The 21,997-nt window shown below is 61.0% G+C and carries 19 protein-coding genes; 2 read left to right on the plus strand and 17 right to left on the minus strand.

Going from position 1 to position 21,997, the window contains the following annotated elements; translation table 11 throughout:
* Positions 1–8: 8 nt before the first annotated feature.
* The 4 genes from KSS91_RS26140 to KSS91_RS26155 form a co-directional block, all read right to left on the minus strand.
* Complete coding sequence (locus KSS91_RS26140) at positions 9–710, minus strand: lipoate--protein ligase family protein (RefSeq protein ID WP_217836506.1); 702 nt, start codon at positions 708–710, stop codon at positions 9–11.
* Between the two features lie 99 nt (positions 711–809).
* Entirely contained in the window at positions 810–1,646 is an 837-nt protein-coding gene (gene trpC / locus KSS91_RS26145; protein WP_217836507.1) for an indole-3-glycerol phosphate synthase TrpC, read from the minus strand.
* Positions 1,643–2,692, minus strand: a complete 1,050-nt coding sequence (gene trpD / locus KSS91_RS26150; protein ID WP_217836508.1) for an anthranilate phosphoribosyltransferase — start codon at positions 2,690–2,692, stop codon at positions 1,643–1,645. Before trpD ends, trpC begins: the two co-directional genes overlap by 4 nt.
* 9 nt (positions 2,693–2,701) lie before the next feature.
* Positions 2,702–3,295 (minus strand): aminodeoxychorismate/anthranilate synthase component II, encoded by a 594-nt coding sequence (locus KSS91_RS26155; RefSeq protein WP_007980194.1) that lies wholly within the window; start codon positions 3,293–3,295, stop codon positions 2,702–2,704.
* A gap of 408 nt (positions 3,296–3,703) precedes the next feature.
* Here KSS91_RS26155 and estP point away from each other — a divergent pair, with 408 nt between their 5' ends.
* Positions 3,704–5,614 (plus strand): esterase EstP, encoded by a 1,911-nt coding sequence (gene estP / locus KSS91_RS26160; RefSeq protein WP_217836509.1) that lies wholly within the window; start codon positions 3,704–3,706, stop codon positions 5,612–5,614.
* 169 nt (positions 5,615–5,783) lie between these two features.
* Here the strand turns inward: estP and trpE are convergent, their stop codons facing one another.
* From trpE to KSS91_RS26210, 10 genes are all read right to left on the minus strand, one after another.
* Complete coding sequence (gene trpE, locus KSS91_RS26165; RefSeq protein ID WP_095964072.1) at positions 5,784–7,265, minus strand: anthranilate synthase component I; 1,482 nt, start codon at positions 7,263–7,265, stop codon at positions 5,784–5,786.
* A 69-nt stretch (positions 7,266–7,334) separates the two neighbouring features.
* Positions 7,335–8,153, minus strand: a complete 819-nt coding sequence (locus tag KSS91_RS26170) for a phosphoglycolate phosphatase (RefSeq protein WP_217836510.1) — start codon at positions 8,151–8,153, stop codon at positions 7,335–7,337.
* Positions 8,150–8,824, minus strand: a complete 675-nt coding sequence (gene rpe, locus KSS91_RS26175) for a ribulose-phosphate 3-epimerase (protein WP_217836511.1) — start codon at positions 8,822–8,824, stop codon at positions 8,150–8,152. The genes KSS91_RS26170 and rpe overlap by 4 nt, the downstream gene beginning before the upstream one ends.
* A 115-nt stretch (positions 8,825–8,939) precedes the next feature.
* Positions 8,940–10,088 (minus strand): iron-containing alcohol dehydrogenase, encoded by a 1,149-nt coding sequence (locus tag KSS91_RS26180; protein WP_126047856.1) that lies wholly within the window; start codon positions 10,086–10,088, stop codon positions 8,940–8,942.
* 213 nt (positions 10,089–10,301) lie between these two features.
* Positions 10,302–11,126 carry an ABC transporter permease gene (locus KSS91_RS26185; protein WP_007980200.1) on the minus strand — a complete coding sequence of 275 codons (825 nt, stop codon included), beginning with the start codon at positions 11,124–11,126 and terminating at the stop codon, positions 10,302–10,304.
* A gap of 12 nt (positions 11,127–11,138) precedes the next feature.
* A complete protein-coding gene (locus tag KSS91_RS26190) occupies positions 11,139–12,386 on the minus strand; it encodes an ABC transporter permease (RefSeq protein ID WP_095964075.1) in 1,248 nt (415 codons plus the stop codon).
* Between the two features lie 214 nt (positions 12,387–12,600).
* The gene (locus tag KSS91_RS26195; RefSeq protein WP_007980202.1) at positions 12,601–13,644 is read right to left on the minus strand and encodes an ABC transporter substrate-binding protein; all 1,044 of its coding nucleotides are present in this window, start codon (positions 13,642–13,644) and stop codon (positions 12,601–12,603) included.
* Between the two features lie 48 nt (positions 13,645–13,692).
* The gene (locus tag KSS91_RS26200; RefSeq protein WP_015097056.1) at positions 13,693–14,817 is read right to left on the minus strand and encodes an ABC transporter ATP-binding protein; all 1,125 of its coding nucleotides are present in this window, start codon (positions 14,815–14,817) and stop codon (positions 13,693–13,695) included.
* 342 nt (positions 14,818–15,159) lie between these two features.
* Positions 15,160–15,813, minus strand: coding sequence for a response regulator (locus KSS91_RS26205; protein ID WP_007993216.1), 654 nt, complete (start codon positions 15,811–15,813; stop codon positions 15,160–15,162).
* 115 nt (positions 15,814–15,928) lie between these two features.
* Positions 15,929–18,325 (minus strand): PAS domain-containing sensor histidine kinase, encoded by a 2,397-nt coding sequence (locus KSS91_RS26210; protein WP_217836512.1) that lies wholly within the window; start codon positions 18,323–18,325, stop codon positions 15,929–15,931.
* A gap of 73 nt (positions 18,326–18,398) precedes the next feature.
* On the opposite strand from KSS91_RS26210, the gene KSS91_RS26215 reads away from it, so the two are divergent.
* On the plus strand, positions 18,399–19,388 hold the full coding sequence (locus KSS91_RS26215) for an alpha/beta hydrolase family protein (RefSeq protein WP_217836513.1): 990 nt from the start codon (positions 18,399–18,401) through the stop codon (positions 19,386–19,388).
* A 137-nt stretch (positions 19,389–19,525) separates the two neighbouring features.
* Here KSS91_RS26215 and KSS91_RS26220 read toward each other — a convergent pair whose 3' ends face one another.
* Genes KSS91_RS26220 through KSS91_RS26230 form a run of 3 tightly spaced genes read right to left on the minus strand, consistent with a single transcriptional unit; the run spans position 19,526 to position 21,982 of the window.
* On the minus strand, positions 19,526–20,293 hold the full coding sequence (locus tag KSS91_RS26220; protein WP_217836514.1) for a TerB family tellurite resistance protein: 768 nt from the start codon (positions 20,291–20,293) through the stop codon (positions 19,526–19,528).
* A gap of 1 nt (position 20,294) precedes the next feature.
* Positions 20,295–20,966 (minus strand): N-acetylmuramate alpha-1-phosphate uridylyltransferase MurU, encoded by a 672-nt coding sequence (gene murU / locus KSS91_RS26225; protein WP_217836515.1) that lies wholly within the window; start codon positions 20,964–20,966, stop codon positions 20,295–20,297.
* Positions 20,963–21,982, minus strand: coding sequence for an aminoglycoside phosphotransferase family protein (locus KSS91_RS26230; protein WP_217836516.1), 1,020 nt, complete (start codon positions 21,980–21,982; stop codon positions 20,963–20,965). The genes murU and KSS91_RS26230 overlap by 4 nt, the downstream gene beginning before the upstream one ends.
* Positions 21,983–21,997 lie beyond the last annotated feature (15 nt).

Consider the following 21,997-nt stretch of genomic DNA (forward strand, 5'->3'; position numbering starts at 1 on the left):
TCGAAAACCTAGCCGCTGAACATCTGTGCCAGCATCAACCGGTAGAGTTCGTCGAGGCGCGCCAGTGCATCGGGTGCTGTGAACTTCTCATGCAATGCGATGTGGCTTTCGGCGCGTACTCGTTGCTCCAGACCACAGGACTCGTTGAAGCGATTGACCGCGGCGACCATTGACGCCCGATCGTTATCCATCAACATCGCACCATGCACCAGGCCCACCGGACGCTGCCCCCCCTGGCTCTGGCGCCAGCGCTGGGCGGTGCCAACCATTTTGCGCCCGTCGAGGTTGACGTTGAAGCGGCCATCGCAGAACGCACCGTCGATTTCGCCAAGGGAGGACGAGCCACCCAATTCATCCAGCAACTGGCAGATGGGGTCGCACAGACGCCGGTAACCGGTTTCGATGCGGTTCAAATCGCCTTCGCTGCGTGGTGGCGCGTAAACCAGGGCGATATTGATCGTGGTGGCCGATTGTGGAACCGGTTCGCCGCCGGTATCGCGCAGCAGCACCGGCCAACCTGCCGCCGCTGACACTTCACAGGCTGCTTCGAAGCCTGGCAAGCGATTCAAACGGCGCGGCATGACCAACGCCCGATCGCTCGGTTGCCAGAACAGCAGGCCGAACTCCGCGTCGCCGGCGCAAACCGAGGCCAACAGATTTTGTTCGGCTTGCAGGCCGGCTTCGATGGTCAGGGAGGTTGGCAGCGACATGGAAGGCTCCGACAGACCTGAGGTCTCTAGGGGATTTGCGGGCCTCTTCGCGGGCAAGCCCGCTCCCACAGTGGAAGCGGTTTACCTGTGAAGATGTGTTTAGTCGAGGGTCGAGCCGCTGACAGGCACGCCACGCTCGGGGAAGAACAGTCGTTGCAACTCGATACCCGGGCTTTCGGCGCGCATGAACGCTTCGCCGACCAGGAACGCGTAGACATCGCTGATTTCCATCAGTTCGACATCGGCGCGGTTGAGAATGCCGCTCTCGGTGATGACCAGACGATCGCGCGGAATACGCGGCAACAGGTCGAGAGTGGTTTCCAGGCTGACGTCGAAGGTGTGCAGGTTGCGGTTGTTCACGCCAACCAGAGGAGTGTCGAGGGTTTTCAAGGCCCGCTCCAGCTCATCGCCGTCGTGGACTTCCACCAGCACATCAAGGTTGACGCTTTTGGCCACGGCTGCCAGTTCGGCCATTTTCACATCATCCAGCGCGGACACGATCAACAGCACGCAATCGGCGCCCAGGGCACGGGCTTCGACGATCTGGTAGGGGTCGATCATGAAGTCCTTGCGGATCACCGGCAGTTGGCACGCTGCGCGGGCCTGCTGCAGGTACGCATCGGCGCCCTGGAAGTAGTCGATATCGGTGAGTACCGACAGGCAGGTCGCACCGCCCTTCTCGTAGCTGCGGGCGATGTCGGCGGGCACGAAGTTCTCGCGGATCACGCCTTTGCTCGGCGAGGCTTTCTTGATTTCGGCAATGACTGCCGGTTGCTTCTGCTTGGCCTGAGCCAGCAATGCCTTGGCAAAACCACGAGGTGCATCGGCCGTCCTGGCCAGGCTTTCCAGCTCGGCGAGGCTGACGCGAGCGCTGCGCTCGGCCACTTCCTCAACTTTGCGCGCCAGAATCTTTTCCAGAACCGTCGGTACACTCATCCTTCATTCTCCACTTTGAATACCGCGGTAAATGCACCCAATTCCTCTAGCTTTTCTCGAGCGAGGCCGGTGTGCAGCGCATCGTGCGCAAGTGCAACTCCCTCTTTCAAACTGCTGGCATGGTCGGCTGCATACAGGGCGGCACCGGCATTGAGCACGATCATTTCGGCAGCTTTCTGACCGTTCTCGGTCTTGCGCTTGCCCAGGGCATCGCGAATCAGCTCCAGAGACGCTGCCGGGCTTTCCACGGCCAGACCGTGCAGGCTCTGACTCTTCATGCCCAGGTCTTCCGGTTCGACCCAATACTCGGTGATCTGGTCATCCTTGAGCTCTGCGACAAACGTCGGAGCGGCCAGGCTGAATTCGTCCAGGCCATCCTTCGAATGCACCACCAGCACATGCTTGCTGCCCAGACGCTGCAACACTTCCGCCAGCGGTCGGCACAAGGCCTGGGTGAATACGCCTACCACCTGATGCTTCACACCGGCCGGATTCGTAAGCGGGCCGAGCATGTTGAACAAAGTGCGCAAGCCCAGTTCACGACGCGGGCTGGCGGCGTATTTCATCGCAGAGTGATGAGTCTGGGCAAACATGAAACCAATACCAACGTTGTCAATGCAGCGAGCCACTTGCACCGGCGTCAGGTTCAGGTAGATGCCGGCCGCCTCCAGCAGATCGGCACTGCCGCTCTTGCCCGAGACTGCACGGTTGCCATGCTTGGCCACGGTGCAGCCAGCAGCGGAAACCACGAAAGCGGAAGCAGTCGACACGTTGAAGATATTGGCGCCGTCGCCGCCGGTGCCCACCACATCGACTACACCGTCGAGGGTCTTGAGTTCGACCTTGTTCGCCAGTTCGCGCATCACCGACACCGCGCCGACGATTTCGTCGATGCTTTCGCTCTTCATGCGCATGGCCATCATGAACGCACCAATCTGTGCGTCCGTGCATTGCCCGGTCATGATTTCGCGCATCACATCGCGCATTTCATCGGTGCTGAGGTCGAGGTGATCGACGATACGGCCCAGGGCTGTCTTGATGTTCATGATAAGTCCTTAGCGCGTGCCGCCGGTTTGTTTGAGGAAGTTGGCGAACAGTTCGTGGCCCTGCTCGGTGAGGATCGACTCAGGGTGGAACTGCACGCCCTCGATGTTCAGGGTCTTGTGACGCAGGCCCATGATCTCGTCCACCGAGCCGTCTTCAAGCTGGGTCCAGGCCGTCAGCTCCAGGCAATCGGGCAGGGTTTCGCGCTTGACGATCAATGAATGATAGCGGGTCACCGTCAGCGGACGGTTCAGGCCTGCGAATACACCCTTGTCCTCGTGAAATACCGGGCTAGTCTTACCGTGCATCACTTGGCGGGCGCGCACTACATCGCCGCCAAAGGCCTGGCCGATGGATTGGTGACCCAGGCAGACGCCAAGAATCGGCAGTTTGCCGGCGAAATGCTTGATCGCTTCAATCGAGATGCCGGCTTCGGTCGGGGTGCAAGGACCGGGGGACACAACGATGCGCTCAGGATTGAGGGCTTCGATTTCAGCGATGGTCAGTTCATCGTTGCGCACGACTTTGACCTGGGAGCCGAGCTCGCCCAGGTACTGCACAACGTTGTAGGTAAAGGAGTCGTAGTTATCGATCATCAGCAACATGACGTTAAGAACCTCTTGAATTCACTGACTTTAAAGATGGCCTTCGAATGATTGACCCGCAGAGCGCTGCGCTTTGTCAGGTGCTGGAGGAGCGCCAGCAAAGCGGCATTTCAAACAGGTAAAGAAGGCGAAGCGGTACAGGTCCGGCGAGGCCGGCAAAAGAATTCAGGCGCGCCAACGCCAGCGGGCGTGTGCCTTGATGACTTGATCCAGGAGTTTGCTGATGATCAACACGGGGAAGGTCTCGTTCGTACGTCCCGGCACAGTAACTTAGCTGGGCAGAGCGTGCAATATCGCCGGGGGTACTGCCCGCGAAACTATTAAAGGCTTCGCGACAGATGGCAAAAGGCCGAAAGTTTTTGGTACTGTCGTTTCGTTCACTACAACAATAAATAAACGGACTTGCTCATGATCAAACAGTCGTTGTTTGTACCGCTCGCAGGATGCTTGCTCGCGATGGCATGCGCCCAGGCGAACGCCGCACCCAATCCTTATACAAATTTCGTGGTCTTCGGGGACAGCCTCAACGACGCCGGGACCTTTGCCGACACCGGCGGGCCTGCCGGGGCGACGCAGCGTTTTACCAACCGGACGGGGCCGGTATATCTGGATGGCAGCGGCGAAATCCGCTCGCTCAACTCCACGCAGATACTGGGTGGAAAACTCGGGTTCTCGGCGGACCAGACCGCGTCATCATCTTCGGCGGTGCGTGCCAGCAATGGCCAGCCCGATGGCAACAACTGGGCCGTCGGCGGTTACCGCACGGATCAGATCCTGGATTCGATCACCAGCGTTTCCGCCACCGGCGAACGCACCCGCGCCGGCTACCTGCCGTCGAACAACTTCCGTGCCGACCCGAACGCACTGTATTACCTGTCGGGTGGTGGTAACGACTTCCTGCAAGGTCGTGTCACCAGCTTGCCTCAGGCCAGTGCCGCCGCCGACCGACTGGCCGACAGCGTGCAGACACTGCAAACCGCCGGCGCCAAATACGTCATGGTCTGGTTGCTGCCCGATATCGGCTTTACCCCGGCGTTCAACGGCACCCCGCTGCAGGCGTTCACGTCCCAACTCAGCGCCCAGTTCAATAGTGAACTGGTGAGCCGACTGCAGAACATCAATGCCGAAGTCATCCCGCTCAACATTCCGGTACTGCTCAAAGAGACGTTCGCCAACCCGGCGCAGTTTGGCCTGGCCACCGACCAGAACCTCATCACTACCTGCTTCAGCGGCAACGGTTGTACCGAGAATGCCCGTTACGGCATCAACAGCGCCACGCCGGACCCGACCAAGCTGATCTATAACGACTCAGTGCACCCCACAGAAGCCGGACAGCGCCTGATTGCCGACTACGCGTATTCCCTGTTGGCAGCACCCTGGGAGCTGACATTACTGCCGGAAATGGCCCAAGGCACCGTGCGCGCGCATCAGGATGAATTGCGCAACCAGTGGCTGGCCGATTGGCAAAACTGGCAGGGCGTGGGCCAATGGCGAGCCATTGTTTCTGGCGGCGGACAGCATCAAGACTTTGACAGTCAGGACAGCGCGGTCAGTGCCGACGGCAACGGAGCCAACCTGAACATCGGGGGCAGCTACCGCATCGATGATGCCTGGCGCGTCGGCCTGGCAGCTGGTTTCTATAACCAGAAACTCGAAGCTGGCAGCAACGACTCCGACTACAAGCTCAACTCTTACCTGGGCACGGCATTCGCCCAATACCAGCAAAACCGTGTCTGGGCGGACGTGGCGTTGACAGCCGGACATCTGGATTACGACAGCCTCAAGCGCAAGTTCCAGTTGGGTGCCAACGAACGCAGTGAAAAAGGCGATACCAGCGGCTACATCGAAGCCTTCAGCGCTCGCCTGGGTTACGACATTGCACAACATGCCAGCAGCCCCTGGCACGTGTCGCCGTTTATCAGCGCTGATTTCTCCAAGGCGAAAGTCGACGGCTACTCGGAGGACGGCAACGATTCCACGGCGCTGACCTTTGCCGATCAGGAAGTGATTTCCCGACGCCTGGGAGCTGGCCTGCAGGGCAAATACCAGATCACCCCGCAAACCCAGGTGTTCGGCGAGGCGGCAATCGAACGTGAGTACAACGACGATACCCAGGACGTGGGCATCAACCTCAACAGTCTGCCGAACAACCAGTTCACGCTGGAAGGCTACACCCCGCAAAGCCACTTGCAGCGCGTGAACCTGGGGGTGAGCCATAACCTCACCCGCGACCTGGCATTGCGCGCCAGCTACAACATTCGCAGGGACGACGACTTCACCCAACAAGGCATCAACATAGGTGTTGCTCTGGACTTCTGATGTACAGGCAATAAAAAACGCGGCGCCCTCACAGGCGCCGCGCTTTTTTATGGTGGTGTAATCCCTGTAGGAGCGAGCTTGCTCGCGATTGCGGTGGGTCAGACAACATCAATGTGGTAGTGATGGCCCCATCGCGAGCAAGCTCGCTCCCACAGGGCTTTGCGTGAAATCAGGTGTTCGGGGTTTGCTCGGCCAGTGCCACGGCGCGGAACATTGCGCGGCGCTTGTTCAGGGTTTCTTCCCATTCCAATGCCGGCACCGAGTCGGCGACGATGCCGCCACCGGCCTGCACGTGCAGCTCGCCGTTCTTGATCACCGCCGTACGGATCGCAATCGCGGTGTCCATGTTGCCGTTCCAGGCGAAGTAACCGACCGCACCGCCGTAGACACCACGCTTGACCGGCTCCAGTTCGTCGATGATTTCCATCGCGCGGATCTTCGGCGCGCCAGACAAGGTGCCCGCCGGCAGAATTGCGCGCAGCGCGTCCATTGCCGTCAGCCCAGCCTTTAGTTGCCCGGTAACGTTGGACACGATGTGCATCACGTTGGAGTAACGCTCGATGACCATTTTCTCGGTGAGCTTCACCGAGCCGATTTCCGAGACGCGACCAGTGTCGTTGCGACCGAGGTCGATCAGCATCAAGTGTTCGGCGATTTCCTTGTCGTCCGACAGCAGGTCTTTTTCCAGCGCCAGGTCAGCTTCTTCATTGGCCCCGCGTGGGCGGGTGCCGGCAATCGGGCGTACGGTAATCAGGTTATCTTCGACCCGCACCAGCACTTCCGGCGAACTGCCGACGACGTGGAAGTCGCCAAAGTTGAAGAAGTACATGTAAGGCGTCGGGTTGAAGCAGCGCAGCGCGCGATACAGATCGATCGGCGCAGCCTTGAAGTCGATCGACATGCGCTGGGACGGCACGACCTGCATGCAGTCACCGGCCAGGATGTATTCCTTGATGGTATCGACCGCTTTTTCGTAATCGTCCTGGGTGAAGCTGGAGCGGAACACCGGGTCAGCCGATTGTTGCTGGCTGAAGTCCAGGCCACGGCGCGGGGTGATCGGCTGGCGCAGCTTTTCCAGCAGCTCTTCCAGGCGCGCGCGGCCTTGCTCGAAGGCATCTTCCTGCGCCGGGTCGGCCAACACGATGGCGTGCATCTTGCCAGCGAGGTTGTCGAACACCACCACGGCGTCGGAGACCATCAGCAGAATGTCCGGCACGCCCAGCGGATCCGGGTTCGGGCATTTGCCCAGACGCTTCTCCACGTAACGCACGCAGTCATAACCGAAGTAGCCCACCAGGCCGCCGTTGAAACGCGGCAGACCGGCGATGGTCGGAACGTTGTAGCGGGCCTTGAAGGTTTCGACGAAGGCCAGCGGGTCTTCCACGTCGTGGCTTTCGGTCTCGACGCCGTCGACGGTCACGCTGACGTGATGGTCGTGAACCCGTAGCACGGTGCGGCACGGCAGGCCGATGATCGAGTAACGGCCCCACTTCTCGCCGCCCTGTACGGACTCCAGCAAGTAGGAATTGGGCTCGTCGGCCAGCTTCAGGTAGATCGACAACGGCGTGTCGAAGTCGGCCAGGGTTTCGCAGGCAAGCGGAATGCGGTTGTAGCCGGCAGCGGCCAAACGCAGGAATTCTTCGCGGATCATGAGGTGCCTCGTGGCTTGAGGGTCGAACAGTCAGGTATGCAAACGCGCCGGAAACCGGCCAGGATCAAGTCAGGCGCGCCAACGCCAGCGGGCCAGGGCCTTGATGACTTTCATCCAGAGTTTGCGAGTGACCACCACGATGGCGTTTCCAGAAGGGGGTTTGACAGCGTCGGCCAACGTTATCTCAGCGGCCGGATCCAGGCAACCGGGAATTAGCTTGCGCAGGTCGTCGATCACCAGCGCCGGCGATTCTTCGGCGATCGGCCGCCCATGGTTATAGCCGTAGCTCAGGGCAACACACTTGACCCCCGCCGCTTTCGCCGCCAGCACATCGCTGCGTGAATCGCCGACGAACAACGACTGCGAAGCCGGAATGTTGGCCATTTTCATTACGAAAAACAGCGCGGCCGGATCGGGTTTTTTCTGTGGCAGGGTGTCGCCGCCGATGATCCAGCGGAAATAACGGCCGATCTTCATCTGGTCCAGCAGCGGCGCGACGAAACGCTCCGGCTTGTTGGTGATCAGCGCCATCTCGACACCCTGCTTTTGCAGCCATTTGAGGGTATCGCGCACGCCGGGGTAGACCACCGTCAGCTCATGGCTCTCGCCATAGGCCTGCATGAAATACTCCAGCGCCCGTTCGGCCTCGGCGTTATCGACTGCCGAATGATCGATACTGCCGGCCAGCGCACGACGTACCAATACCGGCGCGCCATTGCCGACCCATTCGCGCACTGCTTCCAGGCCGGCGGGTTGGCGACCGAGATTGAGCAGCATCTTGTCCACAGCCACTGCCAGGTCCGGGACCGAATCGATCAACGTGCCGTCCAGATCGAACATCACCAGCCGTGGCAATTGCCCCGGGAACAGCTGCTCAAAGCCACTCATGGGCGAGCCAGCGCCAGTTCGGAGCGCATCTTGTTGATGACTTCCTGATAGTTCGGCGCATTGAAGATGGCCGAACCGGCGACGAAGGTGTCAGCACCGGCCGCAGCGATTTCGCGAATGTTGTTGACGTTCACGCCGCCGTCGATTTCCAGGCGAATGTCACGGCCCGAAGCATCGATCAAGGCCCGCGCTTCACGCAGTTTGTCGAGGGTGCCGGGGATGAATTTCTGCCCGCCGAAGCCCGGGTTGACGCTCATCAGCAGGATCATGTCGACCTTGTCCATCACGTACTTGAGCACGTCCAGCGGGGTCGCCGGGTTGAACACCAGGCCCGACTTGCAGCCGCCTTCACGGATCAGTTGCAGGGAGCGGTCGACGTGCTGGGTGGCTTCCGGGTGGAAGGTGATGTAGGTCGCACCGGCTTCGATGAAGTCGCCGACGATGCGGTCCACCGGGCTGACCATCAGGTGCGCGTCGATCGGCGCGGTCACGCCGTACTTGCGCAGTGCCGAGCAGACCATCGGGCCGATGGTCAGGTTCGGTACGTAGTGATTGTCCATGACATCGAAGTGCACGAAGTCGGCGCCGGCGGCCAGGACGTTGTCCACTTCTTCACCCAGGCGGGCGAAGTCGGCGGAGAGAATCGACGGAGCAATTACGAAGGGCTGCATGACGCACCTTTTCTGAGCAGAATCACGATGGCGCGCATTGTATACCTCATGCTTTGACGCGCGCACCGTGAGCGCGATGATTGGACCCTGCCATCATCCATCGACGGCAGCGCCTCTAGTACGCCGCGCGATAGATCTTCTCGATATCGACGGCACTCAACTTGCGCGGGTTATTGCGCATCAGGCGCTCGATCCCCGCCGCTTCCACGGCCATGGACGCGATGGCGTCCTCGGGTACACCAAAACTGCGCAGCCCCTGGGGAATTTCCACGGCGGCACACAGCTCGGTCATGGCTTGCACGGCTTTGTCAGCCGCTTCGTTGACACTCAGATGAGCGATCTTTACGCCCATGGCCTCGGCGATATCCTGCATCCGTTCGATGCAGGCCATCTTGTTCCAGGTCATGACATAGGGCAGTAGCAGGGCATTGCTCACGCCATGGGCAATGTTGAAACGTCCGCCCAGCGGATACGCCAGCGCATGCACCGCGCCGACCCCGGCATTGCCGAACGCCATGCCGGCCATCAGGCTGGCGGTGGCCATGTCTTCCCGGGCTTGCAGGTTCGACGGGTTGGCGTAGGCCTTGGGCAAGGCCTTGGCGATCAACTTTATGGCGCCGATGGCCAGGGCATCGGTAATCGGCGAGGCATTGACCGACAGATAGGACTCGATGGCATGCACCAGCGCATCGACGCCGCTGGCCGCCGTGACGCTGCGCGGACAGGTCAGAGTCATTTGCGGACTGACCAGCGCCACGTCCGGCAACAGGTAGTCGCTGACGATGCCCTTTTTCAGTTGCGCGACCTTGTCGGAAAGGATAGCGACGTTGGTCACTTCCGAACCGGTGCCGGCCGTGGTCGGGATGGCGATCAGCGGCGGGCCTTTGCGCGGGACCTGATCTATACCGAACAGATCCTCCAGCGCGCCGTGGTATCCGGCATAGGCCGCCACGCTCTTGGCAATATCGATGGCACTGCCGCCGCCCAGGCCGATCAGGCCGTCATGCCCGCCCTCGCGATACACCTGCATGCAATCTTCGACGATGGCGATTTCCGGGTCCGGCAGTACCCGGTCGAAAATCTCGTAGCTGCGTTCGCCCAACTGCGCCAGCGCCAGTTCTACCGTACCGGACTTGACCAGGGCGGCATCGGTGACGATCAGCGGATTATCAATGTCCAGGCGCGCCAGCTCGGCGGACAGCTGCTCGATGGCACCTGCGCCGGTGATCAGTTTGTGAGCGATCTTGAAAGAGGAAAGACTCATGTGCGCAGCCTCTTATAGGTAGGGGAGCTGGGCACAATAGTAGCTGGGGATTGGGGTTTGTCTGGTATTCAGGCGGTGAATGAACTAATGGTCCACTGGAACCCCTGTGGGAGCGGGCTTGCTCGCGAAGGCGGTGTGTCATTCAGCTTATACATCAGCTGACACTCCGCTTTCGCGAGCAAGCCCGCCCCCACATTTTTACCGGGTTCGGCGTCAGACCTGCGCAGTACGCAGTTTCTCGCTACGCCCACGCAGCCATTCCAGGGTCAGCAACAGGATCACCGAGAAGGCAATCAGCAGCGTCGCGGCGGCGGCGATGGTCGGGCTGAGGTTTTCGCGGATGCCGCTGAACATCTGCCGTGGCAGGGTCGCTTGTTCAGGGCCAGCGAGGAACAGCGTCACCACCACCTCATCGAACGACGTCGCGAAAGCGAACAGCGCCCCCGAGATCACGCCCGGCGCGATCAGCGGCAAAGTCACCCGGCGGAACGTGGTCAGCGGCGAAGCACCCAGGCTCGCAGCTGCCCGCACCAGATTGTGGTTGAACCCCTGCAAGGTCGCCGACACGGTAATGATCACAAACGGCACACCCAACACCGCATGCACCACGATCAGCGAGAAGAAGCTGTTACCCAGCCCCAGCGGAGCGAAGAACAGGTAACTGGCCACACCGATGATCACCACTGGCACCACCATCGGCGAAATCACCAGCGCCATCACCAGCGCCTTGCCGGGGAAATCGCCGCGGGTCAGGCCGATCGCCGCCAGCGTACCGAAAACCATGGCCAGCACCGTGGCCGCCGGGGCGACGATGATGCTGTTCTTCAGGGCACGCATCCACTCCGCCGAGGCGAAGAAATCGTGGTACCACTGCAGCGAGAAACCTTGCAGCGGGTACACCAGGAAACTGCCGGAGTTGAACGACAGCGGAATGATCACCAGCACCGGCAGGATCAGGAACAACAGAATCAAGCCGCAGAGAATCCGCAAGCTGTAGAACCACACCCGTTCGATGGGCGACATGTAAGGACTCAGCATTTCGTTCTCCCCTTAGCTCAGGCGCAGGCGGCTCGCGCCCACCAGCCAGCTGTAAATCAGATAAAGCACGACCGTTGCGAGCAACAACAGCCCACCGAGAGCGGTCGCCATGCCCCAGTTGATGCTGGTGTTGGTGTAGAAGGCGACGAAGTAGCTGACCATCTGATCGTTCGGGCTGCCCAGCAAGGCCGGGGTGATGTAGTAGCCGATGGCAAGGATGAACACCAACAGGCAACCGGCGCCGACACCGGCATAGGTCTGCGGGAAGTACACCCGCCAGAAACTGGCGAACGGATGGCAGCCGAGGGAAATCGCGGCGCGCATGTAAGTCGGCGAGATGCCTTTCATCACGCTGTAGATCGGCAGGATCATGAACGGCAGCAGGATGTGCACCATGGAGATGTAGACACCGACGCGGTTGAACACCAGTTCGATCGGCTTGTCGATGATGCCCATGGCCATCAGGCCGCTGTTGATCAGGCCGCCCGACTGCAGCAATACGATCCACGCCGCGACCCGTACCAGGATCGAGGTCCAGAACGGCAACAGCACCAGAATCATCAGCAGGTTACTCTGGCGCGACGGCAGATTGGCCAGCAGGTAAGCCAGTGGATACGCCAGCACCAGGCAGATCACGGTGATGACCAGGCCCATCCAGAAGGTGCGGGCGAAGATGTCGAGGTAGATCGCCTGGTCCGGGGTGGCCGGGGCGATTTCGCCGAGGTCGTCGATGCGATGATCGACAGCCGCCAGCAGGTAATACGGGGTGATGCTGCTGGTGTTGCGGCGCACCGCTTGCCAGTAGGCCGGGTCGCCCCAGCGCTCATCGAGGCCTTCCAGCGCTTCTTTATAAGAGGCCGGCTCGGTGGCTAGCGGCAAGGCGCGGGCGGTTTTGGTCAGCAGACTGCGGTAGCCGGCCAGCTCCATGTTCAGGCGCTTGGACAGATCGCCCAGGGTCTGGTTCTTGCGGGCTTCGGCGAGGTCTTCGGCCGCCGCTTTGTAAACCGGTTCAGCGGGCAGGCCGCGGCCGTCCCAGCTGGCGATGGCGGTCACGGTACGCGGCATGCCGCCGACCACTTCCGGGTTGCCAACGCTTTTGTAGAGCAGCGCCACGATCGGCACCAGGAACACCAGCAACAGAAACAGCACCAGCGGCGCGATCAACGCCTGGGCCTTCCAGCGGTTGACCCGCTCGGCGTGCTTGAGCCGCTGCTTCAAGGTGGGGCTGGTGCCCTCGTTCAGGGGAACGGCGATAGCCATGACGTACTCCGGGAATCTTTGATCAATCGTTAAAGTGGGAGCGAACTTGTGGCGAGGGGGCTTGCCCCCGTTGGGTCGCGAAGCGGCCCTGAAACCAGCGCTCCCGATGCATCAGATACACCGCATGCAATGGTTTGACGACTGCTACGCAGCCGAACGGGGGCGAGCCCCCTCGCCACAAAAGCCCGCCCTCACAGGAGGGCGAGCCCTCTGGTTACTTCGCCGCCCAGGCGTTGAAGCGCTGTTCCAGTTGCTCGCCGTTGTCAGCCCAGAAGCTGACGTCGATCTGCACCTGGTTGGCGATGTTTTCCGGGGTGGTCGGCATGTCCTTCAGGACATCCTTGGCCAGCAACGGCACGGCTTGGGTGTTGGCCGGGCCGTAGGCAATGTTTTCCGAGTAGGTCTTCTGCTGCTGTGGCATCACCGAGAAGGCGATGAACTTCTTCGCCGCTTCAGCGCGCTTGGCATCCAGACCTTTTGGAATGGCCCATGCGTCGAAGTCGTAGATGCCACCGTTCCACACGACCTTCAGGTTGCTTTCTTTCTGCACGGCAGCGATCCGGCCGTTGTAGGCCGAACTCATGACCACGTCACCGGAAGCAAGGTATTGCGGCGGTTGTGCACCGGCTTCCCACCACTGGATGTTCGGCTTGAGCTCATCGAGCTTCTTGAACGCGCGGTCTTGACCGTCTTTGCCGGCCAGCACTTTGTAGACGTCCTTCGGCGCAACGCCGTCGGCCATCAGAGCGAATTCCAGGGTGTACTTGGCGCCTTTACGCAGGCCACGCTTGCCCGGGAACTGCTTGGTGTCCCAGAAATCCACCCAACTGGTCGGCGCGGATTTCAGCTTGTCGGCGTTGTAGGCCAGCACGGTCGACCACACGAAGAAACCCACGCCGCACGGCTGGATGGCGCCCTTGACGTAGTCTTCGGTCTTGCCGAACAACTTCGGATCAAGCTGTTCGAACATGTCTTCGTCGCAACCACGGGACAATTCCGGCGACTCAACCTCTACCAGATCCCAGGACACGCTCTTGGTGTCGACCATGGCCTTGACCTTGGCCATTTCGCCGTTGTACTCGCCGGCCACGATCTTGCCGTTGCCTGCCGCTTCCCACGGTGCGTAGAAGGCTTTGACCTGAGCCGCCTTGTTCGCCCCGCCAAAGGACACCACGGTCAGGTCAGGGCCGGCCGCCATTGCGTGTGCCGCGCCCATCATGCCCAGTGCCAAAGCGGTGAATTTCAGGGATCTCAACATTTATTGTTCTCTCCACGTGCAGGGTTGGTGTTGGTATTGCCGGGGCGATCAGTTCGCCTCTAAAAGAGGATCAAGCGCGCGCACGTGCTCGACCTGCCAGCCAAGCGGTACCACGTCTCCGACGGCGAGCGCAGGATCAAGCTCGGCAATCGGCTGTTTCACGAAGAAGTCGGTCTTGCCGCAGACTTCCATGCGCACCCGGACGTGGTCGCCCAGATAGATGAATTCCTCGACCCGCCCGGAGAAGCGGTTGACGCATTGGTCGCTGGAGCCGTTGAGGCTCACTCGTTCCGGACGAATGGACAGGGTCACCGGCTCGCCGGTCTGGCCAACGTTGACCGCCAGGGCTTCCACCTTCTCACCGCGTCCGAGTTCCACAATGCAACGGTCGCCGGTTTGACTGTGCAGTCGGCCATTGAGGCGGTTGTTCTCGCCGATGAAGTTGGCGACGAAGGTGTTTTTCGGCTCTTCGTACAGGGTGCGCGGCGGCGCGATCTGCTGGATTTCGCCCTGATGGAACACCGCCACACGGTCGGACATGGTCAGGGCTTCGCCCTGATCGTGGGTCACGTAGACCACGGTGACGCCCAGGCGCTGGTGCAGGTGCTTGATTTCCATCTGCATGTGTTCACGCAGTTGTTTGTCGAGTGCGCCGAGGGGTTCGTCCATCAGCACCAGTTGCGGCTCGAACACCAGCGCACGGGCCAATGCCACACGCTGTTGCTGACCACCGGAGAGCTGCGCCGGGTAACGCTGGGCGAAGCTGTCGAGCTGGACCATGCTCAGCACGCGCTTGACCCGGGCACTGACGTCGCTCTTGTTCATGCCGCGCACGGTCAGCGGGAACGCCAGGTTCTCGGCCACCGTCATGTGCGGGAACAAGGCGTAGTTCTGAAACACCATGCCGATGTCGCGCTTGTGCGGTGGCACGTTGTTGATGGCGCGCCCGGCCAACAGGATTTCGCCCGCGGTCGGCGTTTCGAAGCCGGCGAGCATCATCAGGCTGGTGGTCTTGCCGGAGCCGGACGGCCCGAGCAACGTGAGGAATTCGCCTTTGCGAATGTCCAGGTTGAGGTCTTTGACGATCAGGTTCTCGCCGTCGTAGCTCTTCTGCACTCCACGAAAGCTGACCAGAACATCATTGGCCCCTGCGCTTGAATCGACCTGGCTCATACCCACACCTTTGTTATTGATGACTGCTGTGGGGTTAAGCCTAGTGGACGCTGAAGACCACGCAAATCGGGGGGCAAGAGAGATTCGCCTCAGCCGGATGGAAGGCTGGGGGTAGGGATTGCCCTACAAGGATGGCGCGTTTTGGCAAACGCAGTGACCGGCGGTCAGCTGCAAGCCGCAAGTAAAGGCAAAAGCGGGTTTGCAGGATGTCGCAAATGGACATGCCAACACATCTCTGTGGGAGCGGGCTTGCTCGCGAAAGCGGTGGATCAGGCCCAAATATGTCAACTGACACACTACTTTCGCGAGCAAGTCCGCTCCCACATGGGACAGCGGTGTGCTTTAGAGCAGCTTGTGCTCCATCGCGTACTTCACCAGCTCCGCCAGTGAGGTGATGTTGAGCTTCTGCATCAGCCGCGCCTTATGGGTGCTGATGGTCTTGCTGCTCAGTGCCAGTTGCTGGGCAATGTCGTTGACGTTGGCGCCCTGGGCCAGGCGTTCGAACACTGAAAATTCGCGCTCGGAGAGCAACGAATGCAATGGCCTCGAGTCGGTCAGGCCGACCTCGAAGACCATGCGGTCGGCCAGTTCCGGGTCGATATAACGCCCGCCTGACGCCACTTTGCGAATGGCGGTCAGCAACAGTGCCGGATCGCTGTCCTTGGTTGCATAACCGGCGGCCCCGACCTTCAGCGCCCGGGCGGCCATTTGCGCTTCGTCGTGCATCGACAACACCAGGATCGCCGGCGGATTGTTCAGGGCGCGAATCCGCGGAATGGCCTCCAGGCCATTGACGCCCGGCATGGAGATGTCCAGCAACACCACTTCGCAGGGCACATGACGCAAGGTGTCGAGCAACTGTTCGCCGTTGCTCGCCTCCCCCACCACCAGCAAGTCCTTGGCCAGGCCAATCAGTTGCTTGATGCCTTCGCGGACAATGGTGTGGTCTTCGGCTACCAGTACACGGATCACGTTCTTCTCCAGATTCAAGATCATTCGCGAGCAAGCCCGCTCCCACATTGGATTTGGGCATCTACACAAAACATTGTGGGAGCGGGCTTGCTCCGGGCGGCGTTCCGACGAAGGCGTCGGTACAGTCAACACAACCTGTTCAGGCTGCATCCAGCGGAACGCGCACACTCAGCGTCGTGCCTTCACCCGGCTCACTCTCAAGGGATAACTCACCCCCCATGATCAACACCCGCTCACGCATTCCGACGATCCCAAAGGACGTTGGCCTGCCAGGCGCAGCTACAAATCCTACGCCATCATCGGCGACCGTCAGACACAACTCGTCGCCTTCCAGTGCCAACGTCAGTTCAACAGTATGCGCCTGAGCATGGCGCATGACATTGGTCAGTGCTTCCTGAAGGATCCGGAACAGGCCTATGGCCTTGGCATCGCTGAGCACCGGCAGATTGTCCGGCACCTGCACCAGACACGGAATCTGCGTACGCGCCTCGAATCGACGGGCCTGCCATTCGATGGCCGAGGCAATGCCGGCATCGAGAATCGGCGGGCGCAATGCAGTCGCCACGTCGCGAACCAACTGGAAGAGCTGGGCGATCAGGCGTTTCATGCTGCCCAGGCGCTCGTTAAGGCCCGGATCAAGTTGCGCGTAAGCCAGTTCGCACATGGAGGTTTCCAGCTTGAGCACGGTCAGCATCTGCCCCAGTTCATCGTGAACTTCCCGAGCGATGCGCGCTTTTTCCTCTTCGCGCACGCTTTCCAGGTGCGCGGACAGCTCGCGCAGTTGTTCTCGGGAGCTGGCCAGCTCAAGCTCGATGCGCTTGCTCTCGCTGATGTCCCAGACGATGCCGTCCCAGACATAGGCGCCATCTTCCAGCCGACGGGTGATGGCCTTGATTTCCGCCCAGCGCTGCTCACCCTGACGCGTGAGGATTCGCCCTTGCCACGACCAGTCGCTGTCGGTATCCAGCGCATGGTCCTGGGTCTGGTGATAACTGGCCTTGTCATCCGGATGCACCAGGCTGCGCAGGCCTTTGTCGCGATGCGCCAGTGTGGCCGGTGAATAACCCACCAGGCTTTCGCTGCCTTCGCTGATGTAGGCAAAGTCGATCTGGCCAGTCACCGGTGCCCGCTCCAGGCGGAAAACCAGCCCCGGAACGTTGGCGGCGATGCCTTGCAGGCGCGCCTCGCTTTCCTGCAAAGCGGCCAGGGCGCGGCGCCGCTCGGTGACATCGTTGAGGTAAACCACCAGGTATTCGCCATCGCGAAAACGCAGAAAACTCAACGAAACATCGGTCGGCAGGATGCTGCCGTCGGCGCGCACGCAGTTGGTTTCGAAGCTTTGCGGCCCTTCTTCACTGGCCCGGGCACGCTTCCACAGATTGAGCCAACGATCCATGTGCAGGCCGGGTTCGAAATCGATCAAGGGCCGATCGATGATCGCGCCGGCTGGATAGCCGAGCATGCTTTCCGCCGCACGATTGGCGTAGCGCACATGGCTGTCCCAGTTGACCCAGAGGATGCCGACGGTGCTTTGATCGATGGAAAACTGGGTGAGCCGCAGCGCCTCTTCGCTGGCGGCACGCAAGGCAATGTCCTCCTGCGCGGCCATCAGGCGTTGTTCCAGGCTGTGCTGCTGGCGACGCTGCCAGAACACGATGGCTACGCAACTCAACGCCAGCACGGCCAGCAACAGGCAAAGGTTTTGCCAGAACCCCCGCGACTCGGTGAGACGTGGATACTTGGGCTGCAGCCATTGATTGTGCAATTGCTCCAGATCCTTGGCCGGAATCGCCCGCAATGCGCTTTCGACGATACCCGCCAGTTCCGGTTTGTCGCGACGCGTGGCTACCCGCAGCAGCTGCGGCAGGCCGACATCCCCGACTACCACCAACCCGGCAAACTCCGGTTCGACGGACAGGCGCCCCAACTGCGCTTCATCGACCACCGCATAAGCCGCCTGCTGGCCCGTCAGTAACTGCAATGCCTGGCGCTCCATCGGGACGCCTTGCAGATTCAGGTGCGGATAGTTGCTGCGCAGGTAATCGGCGATGGCGCTGGGCATGCGTACGGCGACGCGGGTCTGGCTGTCGAGCTTTTCCAGTTCGATCGCCCCGGCGCTTTTCTGGTCGCTGACCACCAGTTGCGGCACCCGCATGTAGGGGTCGGAGAATTGCCAGAGGCGCAGCCCGCCAGGTGTCTGGGTCAATCCCGGGGCGATATCGATTTCGCCTTCGCGTGCGGCAGCTTCCAGTTGTTCAAGGTCGGAAAAGTTGCGCCAGCTCAGCTCGACATTGAGGGTCTTTGCCAGGCGCTTCATCAAGTCGACATTCACCCCGGAGAGGCGCTGCAAGCGGCGATCGTATTGCGCATAGGGTGCCTGCAACACCAGTCCGACCCGCAACTCGCCCTGCTGCGTCAGCCAGTGCTGTTGTTTCGGGGTCAGTTGGGCAACGTACGCCGGGGGCACGACTGCCGCCCAACCCATCAAGGGAAACCACAAACAGCCGATAACCCACAGGCAGCGAAAACGCATCATTGAACTCTCACACACTGACAAATACTGACCAACCCATTAGGCTGCCGGAACAACTTCTGGCCTGGAATATCCGATGCCCCCTGTCTACCGCCTGGCACTGCCAGCATTGTGCCTGTCGTTGATCCTGCCTTGCGCTTTTTCCGTCGAGGCGGCCGAACCGGCGCCTGTCGCAGCAGAAAAGGCCGCCGAAGAAAAACCACTCGAACGTCAGCCACTGCCTGAGCGTAGTCAGGAAGAAGCGGCTGCCCTTGAGCGAAAAATCCCGGCTCAGGAACAGCAACAACTGCAAGCGGGCACCGAGACGTTTCTGGCCTTGTGGAAACCGGCCAATACCGCCGAACCCAAAGGCGCGGTGATTATCATCCCGGGCGCCGGCGAAACCGTTGACTGGCCGCAAGCAGTCGGTCCTTTGCGGCGCAAATTGCCGGACGCCGAGTGGAGCAGCCTGAGTATCACCTTGCCGGACTTGCAAAGCGATGCCATTGCGCCACGAATCGTGGAGGCAACTCCGGCTCCCAAAGCCCCCGAAGCCGACAGCAAGGACTCGACCACCGCAGCCCCGATCGAACAGGTGGCCGGAGGCGAGGCCGATGTGGCCGACAAGGCCATCGCCGAAACCACCGAAGAACAATCCAAAGCAGATGCCGAGCGCATCTTCGCCCGGATCGACGCCGCGATCGCGTTTGCCGAACAACAAAGCGCCCGTAGCATCGTGGTGCTGGGGCATGGTACCGGCGCCTATTGGGCAGCGCGCTACCTGAGCGAGAAGCAGCCATCGCAAGTCGAGAAACTGGTCATGGTCGCCACCCGCACACCGCTGGCAGCGAAGCCCGAGCTGGCGGAACTGACCCCGACCCTGAAACTGCCGACCGCCGATATTTACTACAAAGACAAAGCGCTGGACCGCAACGCCGCGCTGGAACGTCTGCAGGCCAGCAAACGCTTGAAGTCCTCGACGTTCAGCCAGGTCGCGCTCAAGGCCTTGCCCGATAGCAAGGCCGAGCAGGAGCAATTGTTCCGGCGGGTGCGGGGCTGGTTGAGTCCGCAGCCTGCGACAGACTGACAGACCGAGGCGCTTCATTCGCGAGCAAGCCCGCTCCCACAGGTTTTATGCCGATCACGAAATGGCGGACGACATCAAACCTGTGGGAGCGAGCTTGCTCGCGATAGCGGTATCACTGGCGACGCAAGTTTTCCGGGCTAGCGAAAGTCCCGCCGCTCCCGAATCAGCGTATAGGCACTATGCAGTTCACGCGTTCGCTCGGTGGCCTCACGAACCTGCGTCGCCGTCGCGCCACTGCCGGCGATCTTGTCCGGATGATGGCGACTGAGCAGGAGCCGGTAAGCACGCTTGATCTGCGCCGGTTCAGTGGTGGCCGACACCCCCAACAACTTCAAGGCGTCCTGATAGCTTGGCACGCTGTTGCCCAATGGCCGCTTCTGCGGCTCATAATCGTGGGCCAACGCCTGTACCTGATGCGGCGTCCAGCCCAGCCACTGCCCCCACTGGCGGATCAACTCACGCTCACCGCTGCCGGCACGACCATCGGCCCAGACCATTCGCCAGCAGGCGCGTAACACGCCTTCCGCCGCATGGGGCTGGGCACTCAGGCGACGCAGATAACCACGTAGCCGGTCGCGACCCGACTTGCCACGGTTGAACGCGGCAATTGCACGGCGCTGAGCCGGCCCGGACATGTCCAGCGAGCGCATTTCCGCCCGGGCCTGTTCGATGTGCCCGGCCATGACCTGGCCGTCGCACTTGGCCAGGCGTCCCAGCAGGACAAACAGCAATTCATCGTTGCGCAGCACCGGGCGGCCGCCCAGTTTTTCCCGCAAATGCCCCCAGCTCTGCAGGTGCAAGCGCCGGTCCAGCGCCTGCCCCAACAACGCGCCGAGCATGGCCCCCGGAATACTGGCTATGGCAAAGCCCGCTCCGGCTCCGATAAGAGTCCCTGGCCACAGCATGTCAGCGGCTCGCTTCTATTAATGTTTCAACTTCGGCCAGACGCTCGTGAGTACCGACATCGACCCAGTGCCCCCTCAACTGCTCGCCGGTCACCAGCCCGTCAGCCATGGCTTTGCGCAACAGCGGCGCGAGTTTGAAGGCCCCTGCGGTGCAACCGTCGAACAACTGCGGATGCAACACGGCGATGCCGCTGTAGGTCAGGGTAGGAGCCTGCGGTTGACCGTCGTGCACCTGGCTTCCGACCAGGCTGAAGTCCCCGGCCGGATGATGCGGCGGGTTGCTGGCCAGCACAAGGTGCGCCAGGCCGTTGATGGGTTGGTGCAGCACACTGAAGTCGTAATCGGTCCAGATATCGCCGTTGACCACCACAAAGGCTTCATCCCCCAACAACGGCAAGGCGCGGAAAATCCCGCCGCCGGTTTCCAGGGGTTCACCCTCCGCCGAGTACTGAATGCTCACGCCATAGCGCGAACCATCGCCCAGATAGTCTTCGATCTGCTGACCGAGCCAGGCGTGATTGATCACGATGTCGGTGAACCCCCCGGCAGCCAGCGCCCGCAGGTGATACTCGATCAGCGGCACGCCGCCGGCACGCACCAGCGGTTTGGGCGTGGTCAGGGTCAGCGGGCGCATGCGCTCGCCTTTGCCCGCGGCCAGAATCATTGCCTTCATGCTTTCACTCCGGCACGCAGGCTGGCCAGCAGCACATCCAGCTCGGCCAGTTCGGGGCGGCGAGCGATCACGGCATCTATATAGGCAAAGAAACGCGGAACATCGCCCAGATAACGCGGTTTGCCGTCGCGATGGCAGATGCGCGCGAAAATACCGATGACTTTCAGGTGACGTTGCACGCCCATCAAGTCGCTGGCCCGCAGAAAGTCCTCGAACTCGGGCTGAACCGGGATACCGAGCGCCCCCGCCTGCTGCCAGTAGCTTTCCAGCCACCCGTGTACGCGCTCCTCTGGCCAACTGAGGAAAGCGTCCTTGAACAGGCAGGTCACGTCGTAGGTCACCGGGCCATATACCGCATCCTGGAAATCCAGCACGCCGGGGTTGGGCTCGCTAAGCATCAGGTTGCGCGGCATGTAGTCGCGATGCACCAGGACTTTTGGCTGTGCCAGGGCGCTGTCGATCAACAGATCGCTGACCTGCTGCCAGAGCACTTGCTGCGCCGCGTCGAATTCGATGCCCAATTCGCGCTTCACGTACCACTCGGGGAACAGTTCCAGTTCGCGACGCAGTAATGCCACGTCATAGCTCGGCAGCGGCGCAACCATCGGCAACTGCTGGAAAGCCAGCAACGCCTGCAGGGCATCGTTGAACAAACCGTCGGCGTTTTCGCTGTCGATGACGTCCAGATAGGTCTTGTTGCCCAGGTCATTGAGCAAAAGAAACCCGCGCTCGAGGTCTTCGGCATAAATTTTCGGCACATTTATTCCGGATTTCGCCAGCAAAAAGGCGATATCCACGAAAGGTTTGCAGTTTTCCTGGGGCGGTGGCGCGTCCATCACGATGAAACTTCTGCCATCGCCTTCCCAGCGGAAATACCGCCGGAAACTCGCGTCGCTGCTGGCCGCGGTCAACGTGGCCGGGGGTACGACGCCCCAGCCCTGCTCGGCAAAAAGGGTCGTCAATTGTTCATCGAGCCAAACTTTCAGGTGTTGCAAGCGTACATCTTGATCAGGCATTGCAAGGGTCTCCGA

The organism is Pseudomonas azerbaijanorientalis, from assembly GCF_019139795.1.
GTDB lineage: Bacteria > Pseudomonadota > Gammaproteobacteria > Pseudomonadales > Pseudomonadaceae > Aquipseudomonas > Aquipseudomonas laurylsulfatiphila.